The organism is Streptomyces sp. NPDC058646 (genome assembly GCF_042716875.1).
In the GTDB taxonomy this organism is placed as follows: Bacteria; Actinomycetota; Actinomycetes; order Streptomycetales; family Streptomycetaceae; genus Streptomyces.
The window spans coordinates 52,249-75,159 of sequence record NZ_JBHXRK010000002.1; the positions used below are offsets into that span (position 1 = coordinate 52,249).

The 22,911-nt window shown below is 73.0% G+C and carries 25 protein-coding genes; 10 read left to right on the plus strand and 15 right to left on the minus strand.

All coding sequences use genetic code 11. The annotated features are described in order from the left end of the window. Positions 1-61: 61 nt before the first annotated feature. The 5 genes from mug to ACFWUZ_RS03770 all read right to left on the minus strand — a co-directional run bounded on the left by mug (position 62) and on the right by ACFWUZ_RS03770 (position 5,347). Entirely contained in the window at positions 62-610 is a 549-nt protein-coding gene (gene mug, locus ACFWUZ_RS03750; protein ID WP_384367244.1) for a G/U mismatch-specific DNA glycosylase, read from the minus strand. Beyond that, complete coding sequence (gene purB / locus ACFWUZ_RS03755; protein ID WP_384366497.1) at positions 607-2,040, minus strand: adenylosuccinate lyase; 1,434 nt, start codon at positions 2,038-2,040, stop codon at positions 607-609. The genes mug and purB overlap by 4 nt, the downstream gene beginning before the upstream one ends. A 71-nt stretch (positions 2,041-2,111) precedes the next feature. Next, positions 2,112-2,903, minus strand: a complete 792-nt coding sequence (locus ACFWUZ_RS03760; protein WP_384366500.1) for an SGNH/GDSL hydrolase family protein — start codon at positions 2,901-2,903, stop codon at positions 2,112-2,114. An 81-nt stretch (positions 2,904-2,984) separates the two neighbouring features. After that, the gene (locus ACFWUZ_RS03765; RefSeq protein WP_384366503.1) at positions 2,985-4,010 is read right to left on the minus strand and encodes a hemolysin family protein; all 1,026 of its coding nucleotides are present in this window, start codon (positions 4,008-4,010) and stop codon (positions 2,985-2,987) included. Beyond that, positions 4,007-5,347, minus strand: a complete 1,341-nt coding sequence (locus ACFWUZ_RS03770) for a hemolysin family protein (protein WP_384366506.1) — start codon at positions 5,345-5,347, stop codon at positions 4,007-4,009. Before ACFWUZ_RS03770 ends, ACFWUZ_RS03765 begins: the two co-directional genes overlap by 4 nt. 204 nt (positions 5,348-5,551) lie before the next feature. On the opposite strand from ACFWUZ_RS03770, the gene ACFWUZ_RS03775 reads away from it, so the two are divergent. Beyond that, a complete protein-coding gene (locus ACFWUZ_RS03775) occupies positions 5,552-5,977 on the plus strand; it encodes a GNAT family N-acetyltransferase (protein ID WP_384366509.1) in 426 nt (141 codons plus the stop codon). Between the two features lie 26 nt (positions 5,978-6,003). Here ACFWUZ_RS03775 and ACFWUZ_RS03780 read toward each other — a convergent pair whose 3' ends face one another. The 4 genes from ACFWUZ_RS03780 to bioB form a co-directional block, all read right to left on the minus strand. Continuing rightward, on the minus strand, positions 6,004-6,681 hold the full coding sequence (locus ACFWUZ_RS03780) for a class I SAM-dependent methyltransferase (RefSeq protein WP_384366512.1): 678 nt from the start codon (positions 6,679-6,681) through the stop codon (positions 6,004-6,006). Between the two features lie 362 nt (positions 6,682-7,043). After that, positions 7,044-7,763 carry a dethiobiotin synthase gene (gene bioD, locus ACFWUZ_RS03785; RefSeq protein ID WP_384366514.1) on the minus strand — a complete coding sequence of 240 codons (720 nt, stop codon included), beginning with the start codon at positions 7,761-7,763 and terminating at the stop codon, positions 7,044-7,046. 1 nt (position 7,764) lies between these two features. Next, positions 7,765-9,087 (minus strand): adenosylmethionine--8-amino-7-oxononanoate transaminase, encoded by a 1,323-nt coding sequence (locus ACFWUZ_RS03790; RefSeq protein WP_384366517.1) that lies wholly within the window; start codon positions 9,085-9,087, stop codon positions 7,765-7,767. Further along, positions 9,080-10,339, minus strand: coding sequence for a biotin synthase BioB (gene bioB, locus ACFWUZ_RS03795; RefSeq protein WP_384366521.1), 1,260 nt, complete (start codon positions 10,337-10,339; stop codon positions 9,080-9,082). Before bioB ends, ACFWUZ_RS03790 begins: the two co-directional genes overlap by 8 nt. 156 nt (positions 10,340-10,495) lie before the next feature. Between bioB and ACFWUZ_RS03800 the strand changes: the two genes are divergently transcribed. After that, a complete protein-coding gene (locus ACFWUZ_RS03800) occupies positions 10,496-11,668 on the plus strand; it encodes an 8-amino-7-oxononanoate synthase (protein ID WP_384366524.1) in 1,173 nt (390 codons plus the stop codon). Positions 11,669-11,675: 7 nt separating this feature from the next. Here ACFWUZ_RS03800 and ACFWUZ_RS03805 read toward each other — a convergent pair whose 3' ends face one another. Both ACFWUZ_RS03805 and ACFWUZ_RS03810 read right to left on the minus strand, forming a co-directional pair. Further along, positions 11,676-11,897: a DUF397 domain-containing protein gene (locus ACFWUZ_RS03805; protein WP_384366527.1), complete on the minus strand. Its 222-nt coding sequence runs from the start codon at positions 11,895-11,897 to the stop codon at positions 11,676-11,678. 12 nt (positions 11,898-11,909) lie between these two features. Beyond that, the gene (locus ACFWUZ_RS03810) at positions 11,910-12,794 is read right to left on the minus strand and encodes a helix-turn-helix domain-containing protein (RefSeq protein WP_384366530.1); all 885 of its coding nucleotides are present in this window, start codon (positions 12,792-12,794) and stop codon (positions 11,910-11,912) included. Between the two features lie 197 nt (positions 12,795-12,991). Here ACFWUZ_RS03810 and ACFWUZ_RS03815 point away from each other — a divergent pair, with 197 nt between their 5' ends. Further along, the gene (locus tag ACFWUZ_RS03815; RefSeq protein ID WP_384366533.1) at positions 12,992-13,444 is read left to right on the plus strand and encodes an ATP-binding protein; all 453 of its coding nucleotides are present in this window, start codon (positions 12,992-12,994) and stop codon (positions 13,442-13,444) included. 30 nt (positions 13,445-13,474) lie between these two features. Here ACFWUZ_RS03815 and ACFWUZ_RS03820 read toward each other — a convergent pair whose 3' ends face one another. After that, the gene (locus tag ACFWUZ_RS03820) at positions 13,475-13,873 is read right to left on the minus strand and encodes a VOC family protein (protein WP_384366536.1); all 399 of its coding nucleotides are present in this window, start codon (positions 13,871-13,873) and stop codon (positions 13,475-13,477) included. A gap of 332 nt (positions 13,874-14,205) precedes the next feature. Here ACFWUZ_RS03820 and ACFWUZ_RS03825 point away from each other — a divergent pair, with 332 nt between their 5' ends. The 7 genes from ACFWUZ_RS03825 to ACFWUZ_RS03855 all read left to right on the plus strand — a co-directional run bounded on the left by ACFWUZ_RS03825 (position 14,206) and on the right by ACFWUZ_RS03855 (position 20,850). After that, entirely contained in the window at positions 14,206-14,508 is a 303-nt protein-coding gene (locus tag ACFWUZ_RS03825) for an urease subunit gamma (protein WP_384366539.1), read from the plus strand. A 14-nt stretch (positions 14,509-14,522) separates the two neighbouring features. Then, positions 14,523-14,834, plus strand: a complete 312-nt coding sequence (locus ACFWUZ_RS03830; protein WP_384366542.1) for an urease subunit beta — start codon at positions 14,523-14,525, stop codon at positions 14,832-14,834. Further along, a complete protein-coding gene (locus ACFWUZ_RS03835) occupies positions 14,827-16,548 on the plus strand; it encodes an urease subunit alpha (protein WP_384366545.1) in 1,722 nt (573 codons plus the stop codon). The genes ACFWUZ_RS03830 and ACFWUZ_RS03835 overlap by 8 nt, the downstream gene beginning before the upstream one ends. Before the next feature lie 16 nt (positions 16,549-16,564). Next, positions 16,565-17,239 carry an urease accessory protein UreF gene (locus ACFWUZ_RS03840; protein WP_384366548.1) on the plus strand — a complete coding sequence of 225 codons (675 nt, stop codon included), beginning with the start codon at positions 16,565-16,567 and terminating at the stop codon, positions 17,237-17,239. 41 nt (positions 17,240-17,280) lie between these two features. Then, the gene (gene ureG, locus ACFWUZ_RS03845) at positions 17,281-17,976 is read left to right on the plus strand and encodes an urease accessory protein UreG (RefSeq protein WP_384366551.1); all 696 of its coding nucleotides are present in this window, start codon (positions 17,281-17,283) and stop codon (positions 17,974-17,976) included. Between the two features lie 215 nt (positions 17,977-18,191). Next, a complete protein-coding gene (locus ACFWUZ_RS03850) occupies positions 18,192-18,983 on the plus strand; it encodes an urease accessory protein UreD (RefSeq protein WP_384367247.1) in 792 nt (263 codons plus the stop codon). 193 nt (positions 18,984-19,176) lie between these two features. Continuing rightward, positions 19,177-20,850: an alpha/beta hydrolase gene (locus ACFWUZ_RS03855; RefSeq protein WP_384366554.1), complete on the plus strand. Its 1,674-nt coding sequence runs from the start codon at positions 19,177-19,179 to the stop codon at positions 20,848-20,850. 27 nt (positions 20,851-20,877) lie between these two features. Here the strand turns inward: ACFWUZ_RS03855 and ACFWUZ_RS03860 are convergent, their stop codons facing one another. From ACFWUZ_RS03860 to ACFWUZ_RS03870, 3 genes are all read right to left on the minus strand, one after another. Continuing rightward, entirely contained in the window at positions 20,878-21,588 is a 711-nt protein-coding gene (locus ACFWUZ_RS03860; RefSeq protein WP_384366557.1) for a lysophospholipid acyltransferase family protein, read from the minus strand. A 99-nt stretch (positions 21,589-21,687) separates the two neighbouring features. Then, on the minus strand, positions 21,688-21,846 hold the full coding sequence (locus ACFWUZ_RS03865) for a hypothetical protein (RefSeq protein WP_384366560.1): 159 nt from the start codon (positions 21,844-21,846) through the stop codon (positions 21,688-21,690). Positions 21,847-21,878: 32 nt separating this feature from the next. Beyond that, positions 21,879-22,835 carry a cytochrome c oxidase assembly protein gene (locus ACFWUZ_RS03870; protein WP_384366563.1) on the minus strand — a complete coding sequence of 319 codons (957 nt, stop codon included), beginning with the start codon at positions 22,833-22,835 and terminating at the stop codon, positions 21,879-21,881. Positions 22,836-22,911 lie beyond the last annotated feature (76 nt).

Genomic DNA, 22,911 nt, shown 5'->3' on the forward strand with positions numbered 1-22,911 from the left:
GTGGAGGGCGCAGTGTCCCCCGATCCCGAGCAGCCCGGGCCCGGGCCGGGGCTGGGAGGGGTCAGGGGGTGTCGGGGGATTCGGCGGCAGCGCGGAGGCGGGCGTACTCCTGGGCCATGGATTCGGCGGTCCAGTGGGCGTTGAGGCCGCTGGGGTTGGGGAGGGCCCAGATGCGGGTGGAGCTGATGGTTCGCTCCTGGGGGCCGATCTGAGCCTTCTTCTCACCGAAGGCGGTGCGGTAGGCCGTCACCCCGACCACGGCCAGCCACTGGGGGCGCAGGAGTTCCACCTTGGCCGTCAGGATGCGGCCGCCCTCGTGGTACTCCTCGGCGCTCAGTTCGTCGGCGCGGGCCGTGGCACGGGCCACGACGTTGGTGATGCCGAGCCGGTAGGTCAGCAGCTCCTCCTGCTCCGCCGGAGCCAGGCGGCGCGGAGTGAAGCCCGACAGGTGCAGGACGGGCCAGAAGCGATTGCCGGGGCGGGCGAAGTGGTGGCCCGTCGCGGCGGAGAGGAGACCGGGATTGATTCCGCAGAACAGCACGCGCAGACCGCCCGCGACCACGTCCGGGAGGACGCGGTCGCGGGCGGCGTTCAACTCGTCGGGGGTCAGAGGATCGACCCCGGCGCGTACCCGGCGGCCTCCGGGTGCTGCTTGGAGATCGCCTCGATACGGGAGACCACCGCGGCGACCTGGTCACCGGCGGCGCCCGTGAAGGACAGCTTGTCCGCCATCAGGGCGTCGAGCTGGGCCCGGTCCAGCGGCATCCGCTCGTCGGCGGCCAGCTTGTCCAGCAGCTCGTTGCGCTCGGCGCCCTGCTCGCGCATGGCGAGCGCGGAGGCCACCGCGTGCTCCCTGATGACCTCGTGGGCGGCCTCGCGGCCCACCCCGGCCCGCACCGCGCCCATCAGGACCTTGGTGGTCGCGAGGAAGGGCAGGTAACGGTCCAGTTCACGGGCCACGACCGCCGGGAAGGCGCCGAACTCGTCCAGGACGGTCAGGAAGGTCTCCAGCAGGCCGTCGAAGGCGAAGAAGGCGTCCGGCAGGGCCACGCGGCGGACGACGGAGCAGGAGACGTCGCCCTCGTTCCACTGGTCGCCGGCCAGCTCGCCGGTCATCGAGGCGTAGCCGCGCAGGATGACCATCAGGCCGTTCACGCGCTCGCAGGAGCGGGTGTTCATCTTGTGCGGCATCGCGGAGGAGCCGACCTGACCGGGCTTGAAGCCCTCGGTGACCAGCTCGTGGCCGGCCATCAGGCGGATCGTCTTGGCGATCGACGACGGGGCGGCGGCCAGCTGCACCAGGGCGGTGACCACGTCGTAGTCGAGGGAGCGGGGGTAGACCTGACCGACGGAGGTGAAGGCCTGGGCGAAGCCGAGGTGCGCGGCGATGCGCTGTTCCAGGTCCGCCAGCTTGGCGGCGTCGCCGCCGAGGAGGTCCAGCATGTCCTGGGCCGTGCCGACGGGGCCCTTGATGCCGCGCAGCGGGTAGCGGCCCAGCAGGTCCTCGAGACGGTGGTAGGCGACCAGCAGCTCGTCCGCCGCGGTGGCGAACCGCTTGCCGAGGGTGGTCGCCTGCGCGGCCACGTTGTGGGAGCGGCCGGCCATGACCAGCTCGGCGTGCTCGCCGGCGAGCTTGCCGAGGCGGGCGAGGACGGCGACGGTACGGTCGCGGGCCAGCTCCAGGGACAGCCGGATCTGCAGCTGCTCCACGTTCTCGGTCAGGTCGCGGGAGGTCATGCCCTTGTGGACGTGCTCGTGACCGGCGAGGGCGTTGAACTCCTCGATCCGGGCCTTCACGTCGTGCCGGGTGACCTTCTCGCGCTCGGCGATGGAGGCGAGGTCGACCGTCTCCAGGACGCGCTCGTAGTCGGCGAGGGCGGCGTCCGGAACCTCGATACCGAGGTCCTTCTGGGCGCGCAGTACGGCGAGCCACAGCCGCCGCTCCAGCGTCACCTTGTACTCGGGGGACCACAGGACGGCGAGCTCCGCGGAGGCGTAGCGGCCGGCCAGGACATTGGGGATGCGGGGCTTGGCTGTCACGTGGAGGAATTCTACTTGGGCCGCAGCTGTGCGTTCACGCAGGTGGGGACCCCGGCTCCGATTGTGCCTTGCTACGAGAGGTCCTGGCGGTCGAGGACCTCGTAGGGCAGCAGCTCCGGGCGCTTGGCCGGGCGGCCGTCCCCGGAGGAGCGGCCCGTCAGGCGGCGGCCGACCCAGGGCAGGAGGTGCTGCCGGGCGAAGCTCAGGTCCTGGGAGCGGCGGAGCGCCCAGCCCGGGGGCGCCGCGGCGGGCAGTTCGGTGCGCCAGTCCTCCCCGGGCGGCAGGCCCAGGGTCTGCCAGACGGCCTCGGCCACCCTGCGGTGGCCCTCTGCCGTCAGGTGCAGCCGGTCCACGTCCCACATGCGGGGGTCCGCGAGCGCGGCGGCCCCGTACAGGTCCACGACGAGGGCGCCGTGCCGGGCGGCGAGCTCCTCGATGAGCGCGTAGAGCTCCTCCATGCGCGGACGGAAGCGTTCCATCACCGGCCCGTTGCGCCCCGGGGAGCGCATCAGCACGAGCTTCCCGCACGTGGGAGCCAGGAGCTCCACGGCCTCCTCCAGGTGCCCGCGCACCCGCCCCATGTCGACCTTGGGCCGCAGCGTGTCGTTCAGACCGCCGACCAGGGTCACCACATCGGCGCCCATGGCGGCCGCCACCGGCACCTGCTCCTCGGCGATCTGCCGGATCAGCTTCCCGCGGACGGCGAGGTTCGCGTAGCGGAAGTCCGGCTCGCGCGCGGCGAGCCGGGCGGCCAGCAGGTCGGCCCAGCCCCGGTAGGAGCCGTCCGGGAGCAGGTCGGACATGCCCTCGGTGAAGGAGTCGCCGACCGCGACGAAACTGGTGTAAGAGGCATTCATCTCCATGGCGGAGCGATGTTACCGCGTGGTACCCCGGCCCCGCAGGGCCGGGGACCCGCGGGGCCGGGGATCAGCCGGGCCTGCCGGTCACGCGGCCGCCGGCCTGCCGAACAGCTCGCGCAGCACGTCCTCCATCGTGACCAGCCCCGTCATCGTGCCGTCCGTCCCGAGCACCGCCGCCAGGTGCGTACGGCTGCGCCGCATGGCGGTCAGCACGTCGTCCAGCGGAGTCTCCGCGCGGACCTGGGCGATGGGCCGCAGCGCCGGCAGCGGGAAGGCCTCGTCCCGCTCCGTCCCTTCCGACTCCAGGGCGTCCTTGACGTGCAGGTAGCCCAGGATCCGGTGCTGTGCGTCGATCACGGGGAAGCGGGAGTAGCTTGACGTCGCCGACAGCCGTTCCAGGTCGGCCGGGGTGATGCCGAGCCGGGCGGTGACCACCCGGTCCGCCGGCAGCACCACATCGGTCACCGGCCGCCTGCCCAGCTCCAGGGCGTCGTGCAGCCGCTCGCTCGCCCGGTCGTCGAGGAGCCCCGCGTCACTGGAGTCCTTGACCATCCGGGCCAGCTCGTCGTCCGAGAACGTCGCCGCGACCTCGTCCTTCACCTCCACCCGCAGCAGGCGCAGCAGCAGGTTGGCGAAGGCGTTGATCGCGAAGATCACCGGCCGCAGGCCACGGGTGAGGGCCACCAGCGGCGGCCCCAGCAGCAGGGCGGTGCGCACCGGCTCCGCCAGCGCCACGTTCTTCGGCACCATCTCGCCGAACAGCATGTGCAGGTAGGTCGCCAGCGCCAGCGCCACCACGAAGGAGATCGCGTGCGTCAGGCCGTCCGGGACCCCGACCAGGTCGAACAGCGGCGTCAGCAGGTGGGCGATGGCGGGCTCCGCCACCACACCCAGCACCAGGGTGCACAGGGTGATGCCCAGCTGCGCCGCCGCCATCATGGCCGACACGTGCTCCAGGCCCCACAGGACGGCGCGGGCCCGCCGGTCGCCCTGCTCGGCGTACGGCTCGATCTGGCTGCGCCGGACCGAGATCAGCGCGAACTCCGCGCCGACGAAGAAGGCGTTGACGACCAGGGTCGCCAAGCCGATCAGCAACTGGATCGCGGTCATCGCTCCCCCTCCGCGGCCTGGTTCCCGGCCGGTCCGTCCGGAGCGTGCAGCAGCACGCGGGCGGCGCGCCGCCCGCTGGCGTCCACCACGTCCAGCCGCCAGCCGTCCAGGTCCAGGCCGTCGCCCACGGCGGGGATCCGGCCGAGCTCGGTCGCTATCAGGCCCGCCAGCGTCTCGTACGGGCCGTCAGGCACCCGCAGTCCGATCCGCTGGAGCTGGTCCGTGCGTGCGGCGCCGTCGGCGGAGTAGAGCAGGCGCCCCGAGGCGTCCGTACCGGCCGGGGCCAGGTCGGGGGTCTCGTGCGGGTCGTGCTCGTCGCGGACCTCGCCGACGACCTCCTCGACGATGTCCTCCAGCGTGGCCACGCCGGCCGTACCGCCGTACTCGTCGATGATCACGGCCATCGTCCTCTTGCCGGACAGCCGGTCCAGCAGCCGGTCCACGGTCAGGGACTCGGGAACGAGCAGCGGCTCGCGCATCAGGTGCGACACCGGGGTGCGGGGGCGCTCCGGCGCGGGCAGGGCCAGCACGTCCTTGATGTGGACGGTGCCGACGACGGTGTCGAGGCTGTTGCGGTACACCGGGAAGCGCGACAGGCCGGTGGCCAGCGTCGCGTTCGCCACGTCCTCGGCCGTGGCCTGCGCGTCGAGGGCGGTGACCTGGACGCGCGGGGTCATCACGTTCTCCGCGGTCAGGTCGGCCAGGTTCAGGGTCCGCACGAACAGTTCGGCGGTGTCCTTCTCCAGCGCTCCCGCCTTGGCCGAGTGCCGCGCCAGCGCGACCAGCTCCTGCGGGGTACGGGCCGAGGCGAGCTCCTCGGCCGGCTCCATGCCGAGCCGGCGCACCATGTGGTTCGCCGTGGTGTTCAGATGGCCGATCAGCGGCCCGAAGGCCCGGCTGAAGACCCGCTGCATGGTGGCCACGCGCTTGGCGATGACCAGCGGCGAGGAGATCGCCCAGTTCTTGGGCACGAGCTCGCCGACGACCATCAGGACGACGGTCGACAGCACGGTGCCGAGGACCAGAGCCGTGGAGGAGGCGGCGCCGGACGACAGCCCGACGTCCTCGAACGGGCCCTGGAGCAGGGCGGCGATGGAAGGCTTGGAGATCATGCCGATGACCAGGCCGGTCACTGTGATGCCGAGCTGGGCACCGGAGAGCTGGAACGTCAGGCTGCGGACGGCTGCCAGGGCGCTGTCGGCCCCGCGCTCACCCCGCTCGACGGCCTGTTCGAGCTCGCTGCGCTCGACCGTGGTCAGCGAGAACTCGGCCGCGACGAAGACCCCGCAGGCAAGGCAGAGCAGGAGCGCCACGAGCAGCAGGAGCACTTCGGTCATCGGTCGTTCACCTCCGTCCCATGATCAGCCGGGAGGAGGGGTGTCGCGCGATGTCGCTTACCGGAATGCCGGGGACTGGGAGGCTCGCCCATGGGCGGACGCTCACACCTTTCGTTGAAGTGGACTGTTGACCACATGGTAAAGGACGGGCAAAGAGGGTCCATCATTCTGCTGGCGGCCCCGACCGGATGATGGGATCCGGCCATGAGTGATCTTCATATCAGCCCCGCCGGGGCAGCCGATCTCAGCGCCGTGCTCGACTTCTGGAAGAGCGCGGCCGAGGGAACGAGTATCAGCGACGACCTCGCCGGGGTCGAACGCCTCCACCGTAGAGACCCCCACGCCCTGCTCCTCGCCCGCCGCGACGGCGAACTCGTCGGCACCGTCATCGCCGGGTTCGACGGCTGGCGCTGCCACCTCTACCGGCTCGCGGTCCACCCGGGGCACCGCAGACAGGGCATCGGGGCGGCGCTGCTGGCCGCCGCCGAGGAGCGGTTCACGGCCCTCGGCGGGCGGCGCGCGGACGCGATGGTGCTCGACCGCAACGAGCGGGCGCACCGCGCATGGGAAGCGGGCGGATACGGGCCCGAGGAGCACTGGACGCGCTGGGTCAAGCCGCTCGCCCGCTGACACCGGCCCCCCGTACGCGCCCCGGCTCAGGCCGGGGAGCGGCGGGCCGAACCGATCACGCAGTACGAGGTCGGGAGGGCCGGGCCGCGCTCCGGCAGCCGGAAGGAGCGCTGCGAGACGATCCGGAAGCCCGCGGCTTCGATGGAGGCGAGCGGGTCGCGGGACGTGTGGCAGCCGCCGAAGAGACGGGGCCAGACGGTCCGGTCCAGCGCCCGCTGCACGGCGGCCATGCCGGGGCCGGGCGCGAGGCCGTGCTCCAGGAAGCGCAGCTCGGCGTCCGGGCGGAGCACGCGGTGCAGCTCGGCGAGGGTGCGGGGCAGGTCCCGTACGGTGCACAGCACCAAGGCGGCGACGGCGGCGTCGAAGGCCTCGCTCTTCACCGGGAGGGACTCGGCCACGCCGGGCACGACGTCCACCGGGACCTCGGAGCGCAGGGCGGCCGACACGGCGAGCCGGCGCAGGGTGCGCTCCGGTTCGACGGCCACCACCTCGGAGACGGCGCGCGGGTAGTGGGCGAAGTTCAGGCCGTTCCCGGCGCCGATCTCGATCACCCGGCCGGAGACGCCGTGCAGCAGCTCGCGGCGGAGGGCGCCGATGCCGCCGCGGGTCTCGGCGGTGGTGCTGGCACGGGCGTAGAACCGGGCGAAGAGCGGGTGGTGGACCGGGTCGGGGGGCAGGACGCTTGGTTCGGGGCGCGGCGACATGACGAACCTCCGGGGCGGCGGACGGGTGCGTACCTTCAGCGTGCCCGGTCCGCCGGCGCTCATCCCTGCCGTGGGGTGGCGCTGCCGGTAACCGCCCCGCCGCGGCGCCGTTGCGGGGGCTCCGCCCCCGGGCCCCCGCGCCTCAAACGCCGGCGGGGCTGGGGGTGGGGCTGCGGCGCCCCGCGGTGCCTGGCTGGGGCTGGAGGCGGGGTCGTGGCGTCCAGCGGAGCCCAGCTGAGAGTGGGCGGGGCCGGGCTGCGGCCCCCAGCGGTGCCTGGCTGGGCGTGGGGGCGGCATCCGCCGGGCCCGGGCCTGGGCCCGGACCCGGACCGGGGTTCGGCGGAGGGTGGGGGTCGGGGGGGTTACGCCGGCCAGGTGGTCAGGAAGGACTGGGCCGTCCAGGTGCCGTGGAGGGGTGGGGCCAGCCAGGAGGGGGCCGCGGTGCGGAAGGCGGCCGGGGAGGTGGCGGCCGCGCCGTGCGGGACCGCGCCCAGCAGCGGCAGGTCCGAGACCTTCGGCAGGTCCGCGAGGTTGCAGCGGGAGGCCAGGTCCGGGTCTGCGGGCCAGCTGCCGACGACCACGCCCAGCCCGGTCAGGCCGCGGGCCCGCAGGGCCTCCGCCGTCAGGGCGGTGCTGTTCAGCGTGCCGAGGCCCGCCGGGGCGACCAGCAGCACCGGGGCGCCGAGCTGCCGGGCCGTGTCCGCGAGGGTGTGCCCCGCCTCGTCGAAGCGGACCAGCAGCCCGCCCGCGCCCTCCACCAGGACCAGGTCGTGGGTCAGGGACAGCCGTTCCGCCGCCCGGGCGATCTCCGCGGGCGAGAGGGTCGGCAGCCCCGAGCGGCGGGCCGCGGTGTCCGGGGCCAGCGGCTCCGGGTAGCGGGCCAGCTCCACCGCCGTGACCGAGGGGCCCGCGAGCCGGACGGCCTCGGCGGCGTCCCCGGGCTCGTCCGGGCCCACGCCCGTCTGGGCGGGCTTGAGGACCGCCACCGACAGGCCGCGGGCCACCGCAGCGGCGGCGACGGCCGAGGTGACCACCGTCTTGCCGATCTCCGTGCCCGTGCCGGACACCACCAGTACGGACATCTCAGCCCTCCTGCGCGGCCGCGCACACGGCCCGGCAGATGCGGGCGACGTCGGCGTCGCCGGTGACGAACGGCGGCATGGTGTAGATCAGGTCCCGGAAGGGGCGCAGCCACACCCCTTCCCGGACCGCCGCCCGGGTGGCGGCAGCCACGTCGGCCTCGTGGTCGAGCTGGACCACGCCGATGGCCCCCAGCACGCGGACGTCCCGGACCCCGGGCAGGCCCGACGCCGCCGCCAGGCCCTCGCGCAGGCCCGCCTCGATCCGCTTGATCTCCTGGGCCCAGTCCTGGCCCAGCAGCAGGTCGATGGAGGCCAGGGCCACGGCGGTGGCCAGCGGGTTGCCCATGAAGGTCGGCCCGTGGGCCAGCACCGGGACCTCGCCCTGCGAGATCCCCTGTGCGACCCGCTCGGTGCACAGGGTCGCGGCGAGCGTCACGTAACCGCCCGTCAGCGACTTGCCCAGGCACATCACGTCCGGGGTGATCCCGGCGTGGTCGGAGGCGAAGAGCGCGCCCGTACGGCCGAAGCCCGTGGCGATCTCGTCCAGGATCAGCAGGACCCCGTACTCGTCGCAGAGTTCGCGCAGCACCCGCAGGTATCCCGGGTTGTGGAAGCGCATCCCGCCCGCGCCCTGGACCACCGGTTCCACGATGACGGCGGCCAGCTCGTCCGCGTGCGCGGCGACCAGCGAGCGCAGGTGGGCGGCGTACGCCGGGTCGACGGGCGTGTCGAAGCCGCCGGGCGGCGCGTCAGCGAAGACCTGCCGGGGCAGGTGGCCCTGCCACAGCTCGTGCATCCCGCCCTCGGGATCGCAGACGGCCATCGGCTGCCAGGTGTCGCCGTGGTAGCCGCCGCGCCAGGTCAGCAGCCGGGTCTTGCCCGTCCGCCCGAGCGAACGCCAGTACTGCAGGCACATCTTGACCGCGACCTCGACGGAGACCGAGCCCGAGTCGGCGAGGAAGACGTGCTCCAGGCCGCCCGGGGTGATCTCCACCAGCTTCGCGGCCAGCCGGACGGCGGGCTCGTGGGTGAGCCCGCCGAACATCACGTGCGACATCCGGCCCAGCTGGCCGGTCACGGCCTCGTTCAGCACCGGGTGGTTGTAGCCGTGGACCGCCGACCACCAGGAGGACATGCCGTCGACCAGCTCGTCCTGCCCCTGCGCCGGGGCGGCCAGCCGCAGCCGGACACCCGAGGCGGAGGAGACGACCAGCGGCTCCTGCCGCCCCGGCATCGGACCGTACGGGTGCCAGACGTGCTGCCGGTCCAGGGCCAGCAGCTCCTCGACCGGCAGCGGATCCTGCGTGTGGTGCGGGTCAGGCATTGGGGGCGAGGTCCGTTCCCGCGCCGCGTCGGCGCACCGCCACCAGGTCGGAGCGCACCTCGCCCGCACCGGCCTGCGCCCCCACCGGCGCCGCCTCCTGCGCGGCGGGCGCGTGCCCGGAGCAGCCGCCGCACGCCGAGCCGCAGCCCGCCTCGTCGGCCGCCCCCGAGGACGCCCCGGAGCCGCAGAGCGAGGCGCCGCCGCTGTGCGAGCCGCAGCCTCCGGCCGCAGCAGCCTCCACGGCGTCGGCGCGGTGCGCGGGAAGGGTCGTCGTACCGGCGCCCTCCACCTCGAAACCGGCGTCCGCGATCATGTCGAGGTCGGCCTGCCCGGCCTGTCCCTCACTGGTGAGGTAGTCGCCCAGGAAGATCGAGTTGACCAGGTGCAGGGCCAGCGGCTGCATCGTGCGCAGGTGCACCTCGCGCCCGCCCGCGAGCCGGACCTCCACGTCGGGGCAGACGAAGCGCACCATCGCCAGGATCCGCAGGGCGCGCTGCGGGGTGAGGTTCCACTCCTTGGCGAGCGGGGTGCCCTCGAAGGGGATCAGGAAGTTGACGGGCACCGAGTCCGGGTCGAGGTCGCGCAGCGAGTAGACGACGTCGACCAGGTCCTCGTCGCTCTCGCCCATGCCCGCGATCAGGCCGGAGCAGGCGGACAGGCCCGCGGCGTGCGCCTTCTGCACCGTGTCGACCCGGTCCGCGTAGGTGTGGGTCTTGGTGATCTGGCCGTACGTCGCCTCGGACGTGTTGAGGTTGTGGTTGTACGCGTCGGCGCCCGCGTCGCGCAGCCGCTCCGCCTGGCCGTCGGAGAGCAGGCCGAGGCAGGCGCAGACCTCGACGCCCTCGTTCTGCTCCTTGATCGCCGCGATGGTCTTGCCGACGCGGTCCACGTCCCGGTCCGTCGGACCGCGGCCGCTCGCCACCAGGCAGACCCGCTTGGCCCCGCCCGCGACACCGGCCGCCGCTGCCTGCGAGGCCTCTTCCGGCTTCAGCCAGGTGTACTTGAGGATCTCGGCCTTGGAGCCCAGACGCTGGGAGCAGTACGAGCAGTCCTCCGGGCAGAGGCCCGACTTCAGGTTGACCAGGTAGTTCAGCTTGACCCGGCGCCCGAACCACTGCCGGCGCACCTTGCCGGCCGCGGCCACCACGTCGAGCAGTTCGTCGTCGGAGGTCGCCAGTACGGCAAGTGCCTCTTCGCGGGTCGGCAGCTCACGCCGCAGCCCCTTGTCAACCAAGGTGTTCAGCAGATCCATGACGCCGATCCTGGACCACGCGACCACTCCCGGCCAAGGAGAGAATGAACAACATGGCCGGAACCGAGTGTGTGTATCGCCACACCTGACGCGTAGGTCCCGCCGGTTAAGGTCGGGCAGGTCTGTGGACTGCCGACAAAAACCGAGGACGCGCCGATGCCCCAGCACAGCCCCGAGCCCGTGGACGTCTTCGCCTGGATTGATGACGCCGAACGGGTCCGTGAGCAGGCCGGACTGGTTCGGACGCTGCGCCCGCGCCCCGCCTCCTCCCCGCTCCTGGACCTCGCGAGCAACGACTACCTCGGCCTGTCCAGGCACCCCGGGACCGTCCGCGGCGCACGCGAGGCGGCCGAGCGCTGGGGAGCCGGAGCCACTGGATCGCGGCTGGTCACGGGCACGACCGAGCTTCACGCCGAACTCGAACGGGAGCTCGCCGCCTTCTGCGGTTTCGAGGCGGCGCTGGTCCTCTCCTCCGGCTACGCGGCCAACCTCGCGGCCGTGACCGCGCTCAGCGACCGGGGCACCCTGGTCGTCTCCGACGCCGGGAACCACGCCTCGATCGTCGACGGCTGCCGCCTTTCGCGCGCCGAGACCGCGGTGGTCCCGCACTCCGACCCGGAGACCGCCCGCAAGACGCTCGCCGCGCACGAGGGCAGGGCGTTGCTGGTCAGCGACTCGGTCTTCTCCGTCGACGGGGACGCCGCCCCGCTCGCGGCGTACGCGGCCGCCTGCCGGGAGGAGGGCGCGGCCCTGGTCGTGGACGACGCGCACGGGCTGGGCGTACTGGGCGAGGGCGGCCGGGGCGCGCTGCACGCGGCGGGGCTCGCGGGCGCGCCGGGGGTGGTCGCCACGCTGACCCTCTCGAAGTCGCTGGGCAGCCAGGGCGGCGCGGTGCTCGGCCCGGCCAAGGTGATCCGGCACCTGGTCAACACGGCCCGGACCTTCATCTTCGACACCGGGCTCGCGCCCGCCGCCGCGGGTGCGGCGCTGGCGAGCCTGCGGCTGCTCCAGCAGGAACCGGAACGGGCACGCAGGGCCCGGGAGGTGGCCGCCGAGCTGTACGGGCGGCTCACCGCGTCCGGCCTGACCGCGGCCCGGCCGGACGCGGCCGTGGTGTCGGTTCGGGCCCCGTCGGCTTCGGCGGCACTGCGCTGGGCCGCCGACTGCCGCGAGGCAGGTCTGTCCGTGGGCTGCTTCCGCCCGCCGTCGGTGCCGGACGGCATCTCCCGGCTGCGGCTGACCGCCCGGGCGGACCTCACGGGGGAGGAGATCGACCGGGCCGTCGGGACGATCCTGGGGACCGCGCCCGCCGGAGCCACGGACCGGTAGGCGGGGGCTACGGGTGCCGGTCCGCCCGGACCGAGGCCAGGAAGCCGGTCCAGGCCGGCCCGGTGAAGAGCACGGCCGGGCCGTCCGTCCGCTTGGAGTCCCGGACGGCGAGCAGACCGCTGCCGAGGGCGGCCGCCTCCACGCAGTTGTTCATACCGGTGCTGCGGCTGCTCCGCCGCCACCGCGCGCTGTTCAGAAGTCCGCTGGTGGATAAGGGGGTTGCGGACACGGGGGTGCCTCCTTACGCGTCGTCAGCGAGTGAGCTGATGAGATCCGACGAGTCCTGGGGCGGGAGGGCGTGCGCCTGGATGGTGCGGAACGCGGCGCTGTAAGCCTCTAGGTCTTCCTTCCGCTCCAGATAGAGGCTACTCGTCAAATGGTCGAGTACCACCACATCCAGATCGGCGATGTTCGGAAATGAGAAGATGACGAACGGTCCGGTGAGGCCGAGATGTCCCCCCACGCTGAACGGGAGGACCTGCAGGCGCACTTGGGGCAGCCGTCCCACCTCCACCAGGTGCCGCAGCTGCTCCTTCATCACCCCCGGCCCCCCGATCTGCCGGCGCAGCACCGCCTCGTCCAGCACCGCGCTCAGCTCCAGCGGGGGGTCCGCCCGCAGCACCGCCTGCCGCGCCAGCCGCACCTCGACCAGGGCGTCGACCTTCGGCTCGGGGAGCCCGCCCAGCGCGGCCCGCGTCACGGCCCGCGCGTAGCCGGGGGTCTGCAGCAGCCCCGGGACGACCGACAGCTCCACCGTACGGGCCGACCGGGCGCCCGCCTCCAGGCTGATGAAGTCCCGGTACTCCTGGGGCAGCAGCCCGCGGTAGTCGTGCCACCACTGCCGGCCCCGACCGGTGTCGCCGTCCGCGCCGGGGCCCGCGGCCGAGGCCGACAGGGCCTCCAGGAGGGCTCGTTGCTGGGCGCTCACGACCTCCCCGTACGCGTCCAGGAGCAGCCGGATGTCCTCCGGCTTGACGCCGCTGCGCCCCGTCTCGATGCGGCTGATCTTCGACTGGTGCCACCCCACGATCCGGGCCGCCTCACCACTGGTGAGTCCGGACCGGTCGCGCAGGGCACGCAGTTCCTCGCCGAGCTTGCGTCGGCGCACTGCGGGACCGTGCTGCACACCCGCCTCCTTCCACCGGCACAGCTCGCACCAGTCTGAGGGTCAAATACGCTCTTCCGTAGCAGAGTTCACCGCATTGGGGGACAGATATATGCATATCTTGGGGGAACGGGAGAAACGGCGGCATGATGGGTGGCACTCTGGCGTCCAGCACAGATCCGGGGCGGCTCCGCCCCGGTGGGAAAGGGACCGTCGCCATGGCAGATCACCAGGAAGCATCCGTCACTCTGCCGAGCGGTCCGGCCTCGGTCGCCGCCGCCCGCCGCTACGTCGCGGAGGTGCTGAGCGAATGGGGACTGCCCGATGAGGCCGAGACCGCGGACAGCGTCCGGCTGATCGTCTCGGAGCTCGCCACCAACGCGGTCCAGCACACCTTCGGCCAGTCACCCACCTTCACCGTCGACATCCGGCTGGAGCGCGGGGAATGGCTCCGCGTCGGGGTGACCGACAGCCACCCGCGCTGGCCCAAGCGCCTGCCGGCCGCCGTGCAGCAGGACAACGGCCGGGGAATGGTCATCATCCGGTGGCTCACCGCGGAAGCGGGCGGCCGGCTGTCGGTCACCCCCACCGAGGATGGCGGCAAGACGGTGTGGATCGCCCTTCCCTGGACCGTCGGAGCCCCGGCGGGGACCGCCGTCACCGGCTGCTGAGCCAGGGCGCGACCCATCGGGGGACGGGTCTCAGACGAGTCCGCGCTCGACCGCGCTGCGCTCGATGCACAGTTCGTTGCCCTCGGGGTCGGCCAGGACCACCCAGCCCATCACGCCGTCCGGCGCGCGCCGGTCGTCGACGAGCTTCGCGCCGAGCCCGAGCAGCCGGTCCACCGTCTCGTCCCGGGTGCCGGTGGGCGGCTGGATGTCCAGGTGGACCCGGTTCTTGACGGACTTGGCGTCGGGGACGCGGATGAAGAGCAGGCCCGGCACGCCGGGCCTGGCCGGCTGCGGCTCCAGGAGGATCTCGTCGTCGCCCTCCTCGTCGTCCGGGTGGATCGGGAAGCCGGTCACGGCGGACCAGAAGCGGGCGACCGCGTAAGGATCGAGCGCGTCGAAGGTGATGTGACGGACGGGGTTCAGGAACACGGATCTCCTCGGTCAGGCGCCTGACGGCCGCCCGGAGTGCCCTGACGGCCGTATACGGAACGGGGCCTGCGCGGTCCTGCCGCTGAACCGAGTGTCTTCCCGAAACGTGGGTTAACCCAACGGAAAAGCGGGGCCCTTAGCGTGGCGGCCACGTTCCTCCGCCAATGATCGCCCATGATCCGGTAAAGCTGCGGTGGTCGGGACGGAAAGCCTTTCACCGCGTTGGGCAAGACCCGCTTGGCTCGGATATGCGCAGGTCAACTGGGCGTTGACGGCCAGTAGGGTCGCCCCGGCGCGATGTCGATCTTGTCCCGGAAGCTTGGTGAATACGAGTGCACCTGACACCGCACGAGCAGGAGAGACTGCTCATCCACGTGGCCGCGGACGTGGCGGAGAGGCGCAGGGCCCGCGGAGTGCGCCTCAACCACCCCGAAGCCGTCGCCCTGATCACCTCGCACCTCCTCGAAGGCGCCCGCGACGGCCGCACGGTGGCCGAGCTGATGGCCTCCGGTCGCACCGTCCTGCGCCGCGAGGAGGTGATGGAGGGGATTCCCGAGATGATCCACGACGTCCAGGTCGAGGCGACCTTCCCGGACGGCACCAAACTCGTCACCGTCCACGATCCGATCGTCTGAAGGGGAGTACCCGCATGATCCCCGGCGAAATCGCCTACGGGGACGGGCCGGTGCCCTTCAACGAGGGCCGGACCGTCACCCGCATCGTGGTCCTCAACTCCGCCGACCGTCCCGTCCAGGTCGGCTCCCACTACCACTTCGCCGAAGCCAACCCGGGCCTCGACTTCGACCGCCCCGCCGCCCACGGGCTCCGGCTCAACGTCGCCGCCGGAACGGCCGTCCGCTTCGAGCCGGGCATCCCCGTCGCGGTGGAACTCGTACCGCTGGGCGGACGGCGCACCGTACCGGGACTGCGCGGGGAGACCGGAGGGGCGCTCGATGGCTGAGATCTCGCGCCAGGAGTACGCCGACCTGTTCGGGCCGACGGCCGGTGACCGGATCCGGCTGGCCGACACCGACCTGTTCGTCGAGATCGAGGAGGACCGCAGCGGCGGACCCGGCCGGTCCGGCGACGAGGCCGTCTTCGGCGGCGGCAAGGTCATCCGCGAGTCCATGGGCCAGGCCCGCACCACCCGCGCCGAGGGCGCCGCCGACACCGTGATCACCGGCGTCGTGGTCCTCGACCACTGGGGCGTCGTCAAGGCCGACCTCGGCATCCGCGACGGCCGGATCTGCGGCATCGGCAAGGCCGGCAACCCCGACACCATGGACGGCGTCGACCCCGCCCTGGTCATCGGTCCGGAGACGGAGATCATCGCCGGCAACGGGAAGATCGTCACCGCGGGAGCCGTCGACGCCCACGTGCACTTCATCTCCCCGACGGTCATCGACGAGGCCCTGGCCTCCGGGATCACCACCCTGGTCGGCGGCGGCACCGGTCCCGCCGAGGGCACCAAGGCCACCACTGTCACCCCGGGCCCCTGGCACCTGGCCCGGATGTTCGCCGCGCTGGAGGCCTACCCCGTCAACATCGGCCTGCTCGGCAAGGGCAACACCATGTCCCGGGAGGGCATGCACTCCCAACTGCGCGGCGGAGCCCTCGGCTTCAAGATCCACGAGGACTGGGGGGCCACCCCCGCCGTCATCGACGCCTGCCTGGGCGTCTGCGAGGAGACCGGCGTCCAGGTCGCCATCCACACCGACACGCTCAACGAGGCCGGATTCGTCGGGGACACCCTCAAGGCCATCGGCGGGCGCACCATCCACTCGTACCACACCGAAGGGGCCGGCGGCGGGCACGCACCCGACATCATCACCGTGGTGTCCGAGCCCAACGTCCTGCCCAGTTCCACCAACCCGACCCGGCCGCACACCGTCAACACCGTCGAGGAACACCTCGACATGCTGATGGTCTGCCACCACCTCAACCCCGCCGTCCCCGAGGACCTCGCCTTCGCCGAATCCCGCATCCGGCCCTCGACCATCGCCGCCGAAGACGTCCTGCACGACCTCGGGGCGATCTCCATCATCTCCTCCGACTCGCAGGCCATGGGCCGGGTCGGCGAGGTCGTCCTGCGCACCTGGCAGACCGCCCACGTGATGAAGAAACGGCGCGGCTTCCTGCCCGGAGACGGGCCCGCCGACAACCACCGCGCCCGCCGCTACGTCGCCAAGTACACGATCAACCCGGCCGTGGCCCAGGGACTCGCCCGCGAGATCGGCTCGGTGGAAACCGGCAAACTCGCCGACCTGGTCCTGTGGGACCCCGCCTTCTTCGGGGTGAAACCCGCCCTGGTCATCAAGGGCGGGCAGATCGCCTACGCGCAGATGGGCGATGGCAATGCCTCCATCCCCACCCCCCAGCCGGTGCTGCCCCGTCCGATGTTCGGCGCCCACGGGCGGGCGCCAGGACTCAATTCGCTCAACTTCACCGCGCAGGCCGCCCTCGACGACGGACTGCCCGAACGGCTCGGCCTCGGCAAGCGGTTCGTGGCCATCGAGAGCACCCGCAAGGTGAGCAAGGCGGACATGCGCTGCAACGACGCGATGCCGAAGGTGGAGGTCGACGCCGACACCTTCACCGTCCGCATCGACGGAGAAGCCGTGGAACCGGCGCCCGCGAGCGAACTGCCCATGGCACAGAGATACTTCCTCTTCTGATGAGGGGCCGCACGCGATGAGCCTCGCCGCGCTGCTCGTCCTCGCCGACGGCCGCTTCCCCGCCGGGGGCCACGCGCACTCCGGCGGGGCCGAGGCGGCCTGCAAGGCGGGCCGGATCCACGACGCCGCCACCCTGGAGGAGTTCTGCCGGGGCCGTCTGCACACCGCGGGCCTCACCGCCGCCGGGCTCGCCGCCGCGGCGGCCCTCGGGCTCGACCCCGCCCGGCTCGACTCCGCCGCCGACGCCCGCACCCCCTCGCCCGCGCTGCGCACGGCGGCGCGGCGCCTGGGCCGCCAGCTGCTGCGGGCGGCCCGGGCCACCTGGCCGGACCCGGCGCTGGAGGCCCTGGCAGCCGCCTTCCCGCGCGGGGCCCATCAGCCGGTGGTGCTCGGCGTCACCGCCCGGGCGGCCGGGCTCGGGCCGCGCGAGGCCGCCCACGTGGCGGCGTACGAGGCCGTCGGCGGGCCCGCGACCGCGACCGTCCGGCTGCTGGGCCTCGACCCCTTCGAGGCGAGCGGGGTCCTGGCCCGCCTCGCCCCCGAACTCGACGCCGTGGCCGCCCGGGCGGAGCGGGCCGCGTTGCGCGCCCGCTCGGAGGGCCCGGACGCTCTGCCCGCGGCCTCCTCGCCGCTGCTGGAGATCGCGGCGCAGGCCCATGCCGACTGGGCGGTACGCCTCTTCGCCTCCTGAACCGCGCCGCCCGGCCCCCGACCATCTCAAGGAGATCCCCCATGCACCTCGACCACGCCGTGACCTACCCCCAGCGGCACACCCACGGCGCCGCACCGCTGCGGGCCGACGGCTCGCGCCGCGCGCTGCGCATCGGACTCGGCGGGCCCGTGGGCTCCGGCAAGACAGCCACCGTCGCCGCGCTCTGCCGGGCCCTGCGCGCCGAGTTCTCCATGGCCGTCGTCACGAACGACATCTACACGCGGGAGGACGCCGAGTTCCTGCTCCGCGAGGCCGTGCTGCCGCCCGAGCGGATCACCGCCGTCGAGACCGGGGCCTGTCCGCACACCGCCATCCGCGACGACATCTCCGCCAACCTGGAGGCCGTCGAGGAACTGGAGGAGGCCTTCCGGGAGAGCGGCCCGCTCGACCTGATCCTCGTCGAGTCCGGCGGGGACAACCTCACCGCCACCTTCTCCCGCGGGCTGGCCGACGCCCAGATCTTCGTCATCGACGTGGCCGGCGGCGACGACATCCCGCGCAAGGGCGGCCCCGGCGTCACCACCTCCGACCTCCTCGTCGTCAACAAGACCGACCTCGCCCCCCACGTCGGATCCGACCTCGCCCGGATGGCCCGCGACGCCGCCGAGCAGCGCGGCGCACTGCCCGTCGCCTTCCAGTCGCTGCGCGGCCCGGACGGCGTGGCCCCGGTGGCCGCCTGGGTCCGCGAACGCATCGCCACCTGGGCCACCCGGTGACCAGCACGCCGCCCGCGTCTGCGCCGCCCGCGTCTGCGCCGCCCGCGTCCGCGCCGGCCGGGCCCGCGCCGGTGGCGGAGTTGCCTGGGACGGTCCTGTCCGATCCGGTGCCGGCCGCCGCGGCGCGGTTCTCGGCGGCCCCGGCCGAGCCGGAGTTGCCCCTGGCGGTCCGGTCCGGTGCAGGCCGGACCGCGTCGGCGGTGCCCACCCCGGTCCTGCCCGCGCCGGGCGTCACCGCTCGTGCCCGGACCGCGGCCGGGCTGACGGCCACCGCCCGGATCCGTGCCGTGGCGGACGGGCGCGGCGCCACCGCCCTGCCCCTGCTGGCCGGGGAGGGGCCGCTCGCGCTGCGCCGCACCCGCGACCGCGGCGGCGAGGCCGGGGTCATGCTGGTCGGCGCGATGAGCGCCCCGCTCGGCGGCGACCACCTCACCGTCGAGGCCACCGCCGGTCCCGGGGCCCGCCTGGCGCTCGCGTCGGCGGCGGCGACCCTGGCGCTGCCCGGCCGGGGCGGCGAACCCGCACGGTACGACGTACGGCTCGCCCTGGAGGACGGGGCCTCCGTGCGGTGGCTGCCCGAGCCCCTGGTCTCCGTGCGCGGCAGTGACCTGACGGTGCACACGCGGACCGAACTGGCCCCCACCGCACGGCTGCTCCTGCGCGAGGAGCAGGTGCTGGGGCGTACGGGGGAGGCCCCCGGCCTGCTGCGCAGCCGGCTCACCGTCGCCCTCGGCGGCCGACCGCTGCTCGACCAGGAGCTCGCCTGCGGCCCCGGCGCGCCCGGCGGCTGGGACGGCCCGGCGGGACTGGCGGGCCACCGGGCGCTCGGCCAGCTCCTCGTCGTGGACCCGGCCTTCGCCGCAGCCCCGCCCGCGGCCCGGCTGCTGGGGGAGTTCGCCGCGGTGACCCCGCTCGCCGGGCCCGCCGTGCTGGTGACGGCCCTGGCCCCGGACGCCCTGAGGCTGCGCGAGCTGCTCGACACCGCCCTGCGCACCTACGGCTGGTGACCCGTACCGGGCATCCCGGCGCGCAGCGGGTACCGCTCAGCGGTGCCCGCCTCCCGGTTATCGGTTGGCAAAGAACACGGCCGAGGACTGTCGCCCGGCACGGGTGAGCGACAAGGATCCCCTTGCACCCCGATGACCGGACCGACCGAACCAGGCCGCCCACGGCGGCACTTGACGCAGGGGGAACCACCACGTGATACGCACCGCGGCGCTGGGGAGCGCCGCCACCCTCATCACCGGGGCACTCGCGGCGAGCCTGCTGCTCGCACCGCCCGCCGGAGCGGCCACGGCCGGCCGGGACGACGGGGCCGCCGAGGCGGCCGGCGTGCAGATCGCCGCCGCCCGGGCCGCGCGCACCGGGATCGACTGGAAGGACTGCCCCGCCGACTGGGGCCTGGAGAAGCCCATCCAGTGCGGCTGGGTGAAGGTCCCGCTCGACTACCGCAAGCCCTTCGGCCGCACCATCGACCTCGCCGTCGACCGGATCGGCAGCACCGGCACCCGGCAGGAGCGGCAGGGCGCGCTCGTCTACAACCCGGGCGGCCCCGGCGGCTCCGGCATGCGCTTCCCGCGCCGGGTCACCACGCAGAGCCCGCTGTGGGCGAACACCGCGAAGGCCTACGACTTCGTGGGCTTCGACCCCCGCGGGGTCGGCCATTCGGCGCCGATCTCCTGCATCGACCCGCAGGAGTTCGTGAAGGCCCCCAAGGCCGACCCCGTCCCGTCCGGCGAGGCCGACAAGCGTGCCCAGCGCAAGCTCGCCGCCGAGTACGCGGACGGCTGCAAGGAGCGCAGCGGCGAGATGCTGCCGCACATGACCACCCCGAACACCGCGCGGGACCTGGACGTCATCCGGGCGGCCCTCGGCGAGCGGAAGCTGAACTTCCTCGGCGTCTCCTACGGCACCTACATCGGCGGGGTCTACGCGACCCTGTTCCCGGCCCACGTGCGCCGCATGGTCGTCGACAGCGTGGTCGACCCGGACCAGGACAACATCTGGTACGAGGCCAACCTCGGCCAGGACGTCGCCTTCCAGACCCGCTGGAACGACTGGCAGGACTGGGTCGCCGAGAACGACGCGGTCTTCCACATCGGCGCCACCCGCGCCCAGGTCGAGGCCAGGTACCAGGAACTGCGCGCCACGGCCAAGGCGAACCCGATCGGCGGGGTCGTCGGCCCGGCCGAGCTGATCGGCTTCTTCCAGGGCGCCCCGTACTACGACTCCTCCTGGGTGCCCGTCGCCCAGACCTGGAGCAAGTACCTCGCCGGCGACACCCAGGCCCTGGTCGACGCGATCGCCCCGGACATGTCCGACCTCAAGGGCAACGCGGCGGCCGAGAACAGCAACGCCGTGTACACCGCGGTCGAGTGCGCCGACGCGAAGTGGCCCACCAGCTGGGCGCAGTGGGACCGCGACAACACCGCGCTGCACGCCAAGTACCCGTTCCTGACCTGGTCGAACGCCTGGATGAACCTGCCCTGCGCGACCTGGAGGTCCAAGCAGAGCACCCCGATCGAGGTCCGTGCCGGGCGCGGATTGCCGCCGGTGCTGATCGTCCAGTCCGAGCGGGACGCGGCCACGCCGTACAAGGGCGCCGTCTCGCTCCACCGCCGGCTGGCCGGCTCGCGCCTGATCACCGAGCGGAACGCGGGTTCGCACGGGGTCACGAGCCTGGTGAACCCCTGCGTCAACACGAGGGTGGACGCCTACCTGCTGACCGGCAGGGTCGATGCCGCCGATGTGACGTGCGATCCGCACGCCGAGCCCGTCGCCCCCGCCCCGGCCGCGGCGAACGCCACCGGCCAGGCGGCCCGGCCCCGGACCCCGGCCCTCCCGGCGCACGAGGAACTCCCCGCCGTGCGCTGATCCCCGGGGCCACGGGCGGGAGGAGGCTCAGCGCGCGGTGCGCCGGGCCTTCTTCCGCTCGGCCTCCTCCTCGGCCTTGACCTCGGCCGCGTACCGGTCGACGTACTCCTGGCCGGACAGCCCGAGGATCGCGTACATGATCTCGTCGGTGACGGCCCGCAGGACGGTCCGCTCGCCCTCCAGCCCCTCGTACCGGGAGAAGTCCATCGGCTCGCCGAAGCGGATCGTCACCCGCCGGATCTTGGGGATCTTCTTACCGGGCGGCTGGATCTCGAAGGTGCCGACCATCGCGCACGGCACGACGCGCACCCCGGCGCCCAGCGCCATCGCGGCCACCCCCACCTTGCCCTTGTAGAGCCGTCCGTCGTGCGACCGGGTGCCCTCCGGGTAGATGCCCAGCAGCTCGTCCTTGGCCAGCACCCCGAGCCCCTCCCGCAGGGCCGCCTGCCCGGCGTCCTTGCCCGAGCGGTCCACGGGGATCTGGCCGGCGCTGCGGAAGAACGAGGCGGTGAGCCGCCCCTTGATCCCGGGGCCGGTGAAGTACTCGGCCTTCGCGAGGAAGGTGATCCGCCGCTTGAGGATCGCGGGCATCAGGAAGTGGTCGGAGAACGACAGGTGGTTGCCCGCGATGATCGCGGCCCCCTCCGCCGGGATGTTCTCCAGCCCCTCGATCCGCGGGCGGAACAGCAGCCTCAGAAGTGGACCGAGCAACACGTGCTTGAGCAAGTGGTAGAACACCAGGCCGCTCCCGTCGATGTCCCGTTGTCACGGCCATCGTACGGACAGTCAGTCCCGCTCCGGCAGTTCGGGGACCGCCTTGATCGCACCCTGTCCTGATCACACGCTGCGGGAGGCGGCCATCGCGGCGGTCAGCAGCCCCAGCACGACCCAGCCGAACCACAGCCAGCCGTTGCTGCCGAGGACCACGGAATACGCGGCGACGGCCACCAGGGCGGCGAAGGTCATGACAGCCATCGCCTTAACAGATCCGGTCATGCCCCATGGTCGCGCGCCGGAGCCGCAATCCGCTACTGGCCACGCGCTTGGAGCGAGGCGAGATATGCGTTGTACGCCTCCAGCTCCCGGTCGCCGTCGCGGTCCGCGGCCCGGTCGGAACGCTTCGCGGCACGCTGCTCGGAGTGGTACCACTGGTAGACCAGCGCGATCAGCACGAGCACCGACGGGATCTCGCTGAAGGCCCACGCGATGCCGCCGCCCCACTGCTGGTCGAGCAGCGGATCGATCCCGAGGGAGGCGGGCGGGTTCGCGTACGTCTTGATCATCGGCTCGCTCGCCATCATGAGCGCGATGCCGAAGAAGGCGTGGAAGGGCATCCCCGCGAACAGCTCCAGCATGCGCATCACGTACCCCGGCCGGTGCGGTCCCGGGTCGATGCCCATGATCGGCCAGAAGAAGATCAGGCCGACGGCGAGGAAGTGCACCATCATCGCGATGTGGCCCGTCCGGCTCTCCATCAGGAAGTCGAAGAGCGGGGTGAAGTACAGGGCGTACAGGCTGGCGATGAACATCGGGATCGTGAAGGCCGGGTGCGTGACGATCCGCATGTACCGGCTGTGCAGCAGCATCAGGAGCAGCTCGCGCGGCCCCTTGGTGCCGCGCGCGGCGGGTGGCAGGGCGCGCAGCGCGAGCGTCATCGGCGCGCCGAGCAGCAGCAGGATCGGGGTGATCATGCTGATCACCATGTGCTGGACCATGTGGACGCTGAACATGACCATGCCGTAGTCGTTCAGCTTGGTGCACATGACGAGGATGACGCTCAGCACGCCGAGGGTGAAGGCGACGGTCCGGCCCAGGGACCAGGTGTCCCCGCGCCGGCGCAGCCGCAGCACGCCCCATCCGTACAGGGCGAGCCCCAGCAGCGAGCCGAAGAGGAAGAAGGCGTCGAAGGAGAACTCCAGACCACGCCCGAGCGTGAAGGGCGGCAGGTCCATGTGCATGTCCATGCCGTGCCCGTTGTGGTCCATCTGTTCACTCCCTTGACTGTGGCGCCCCACCACAGTAGTGCCGCCCCCGGACGCTCCTGCGCGCGGGGGCGGCCGT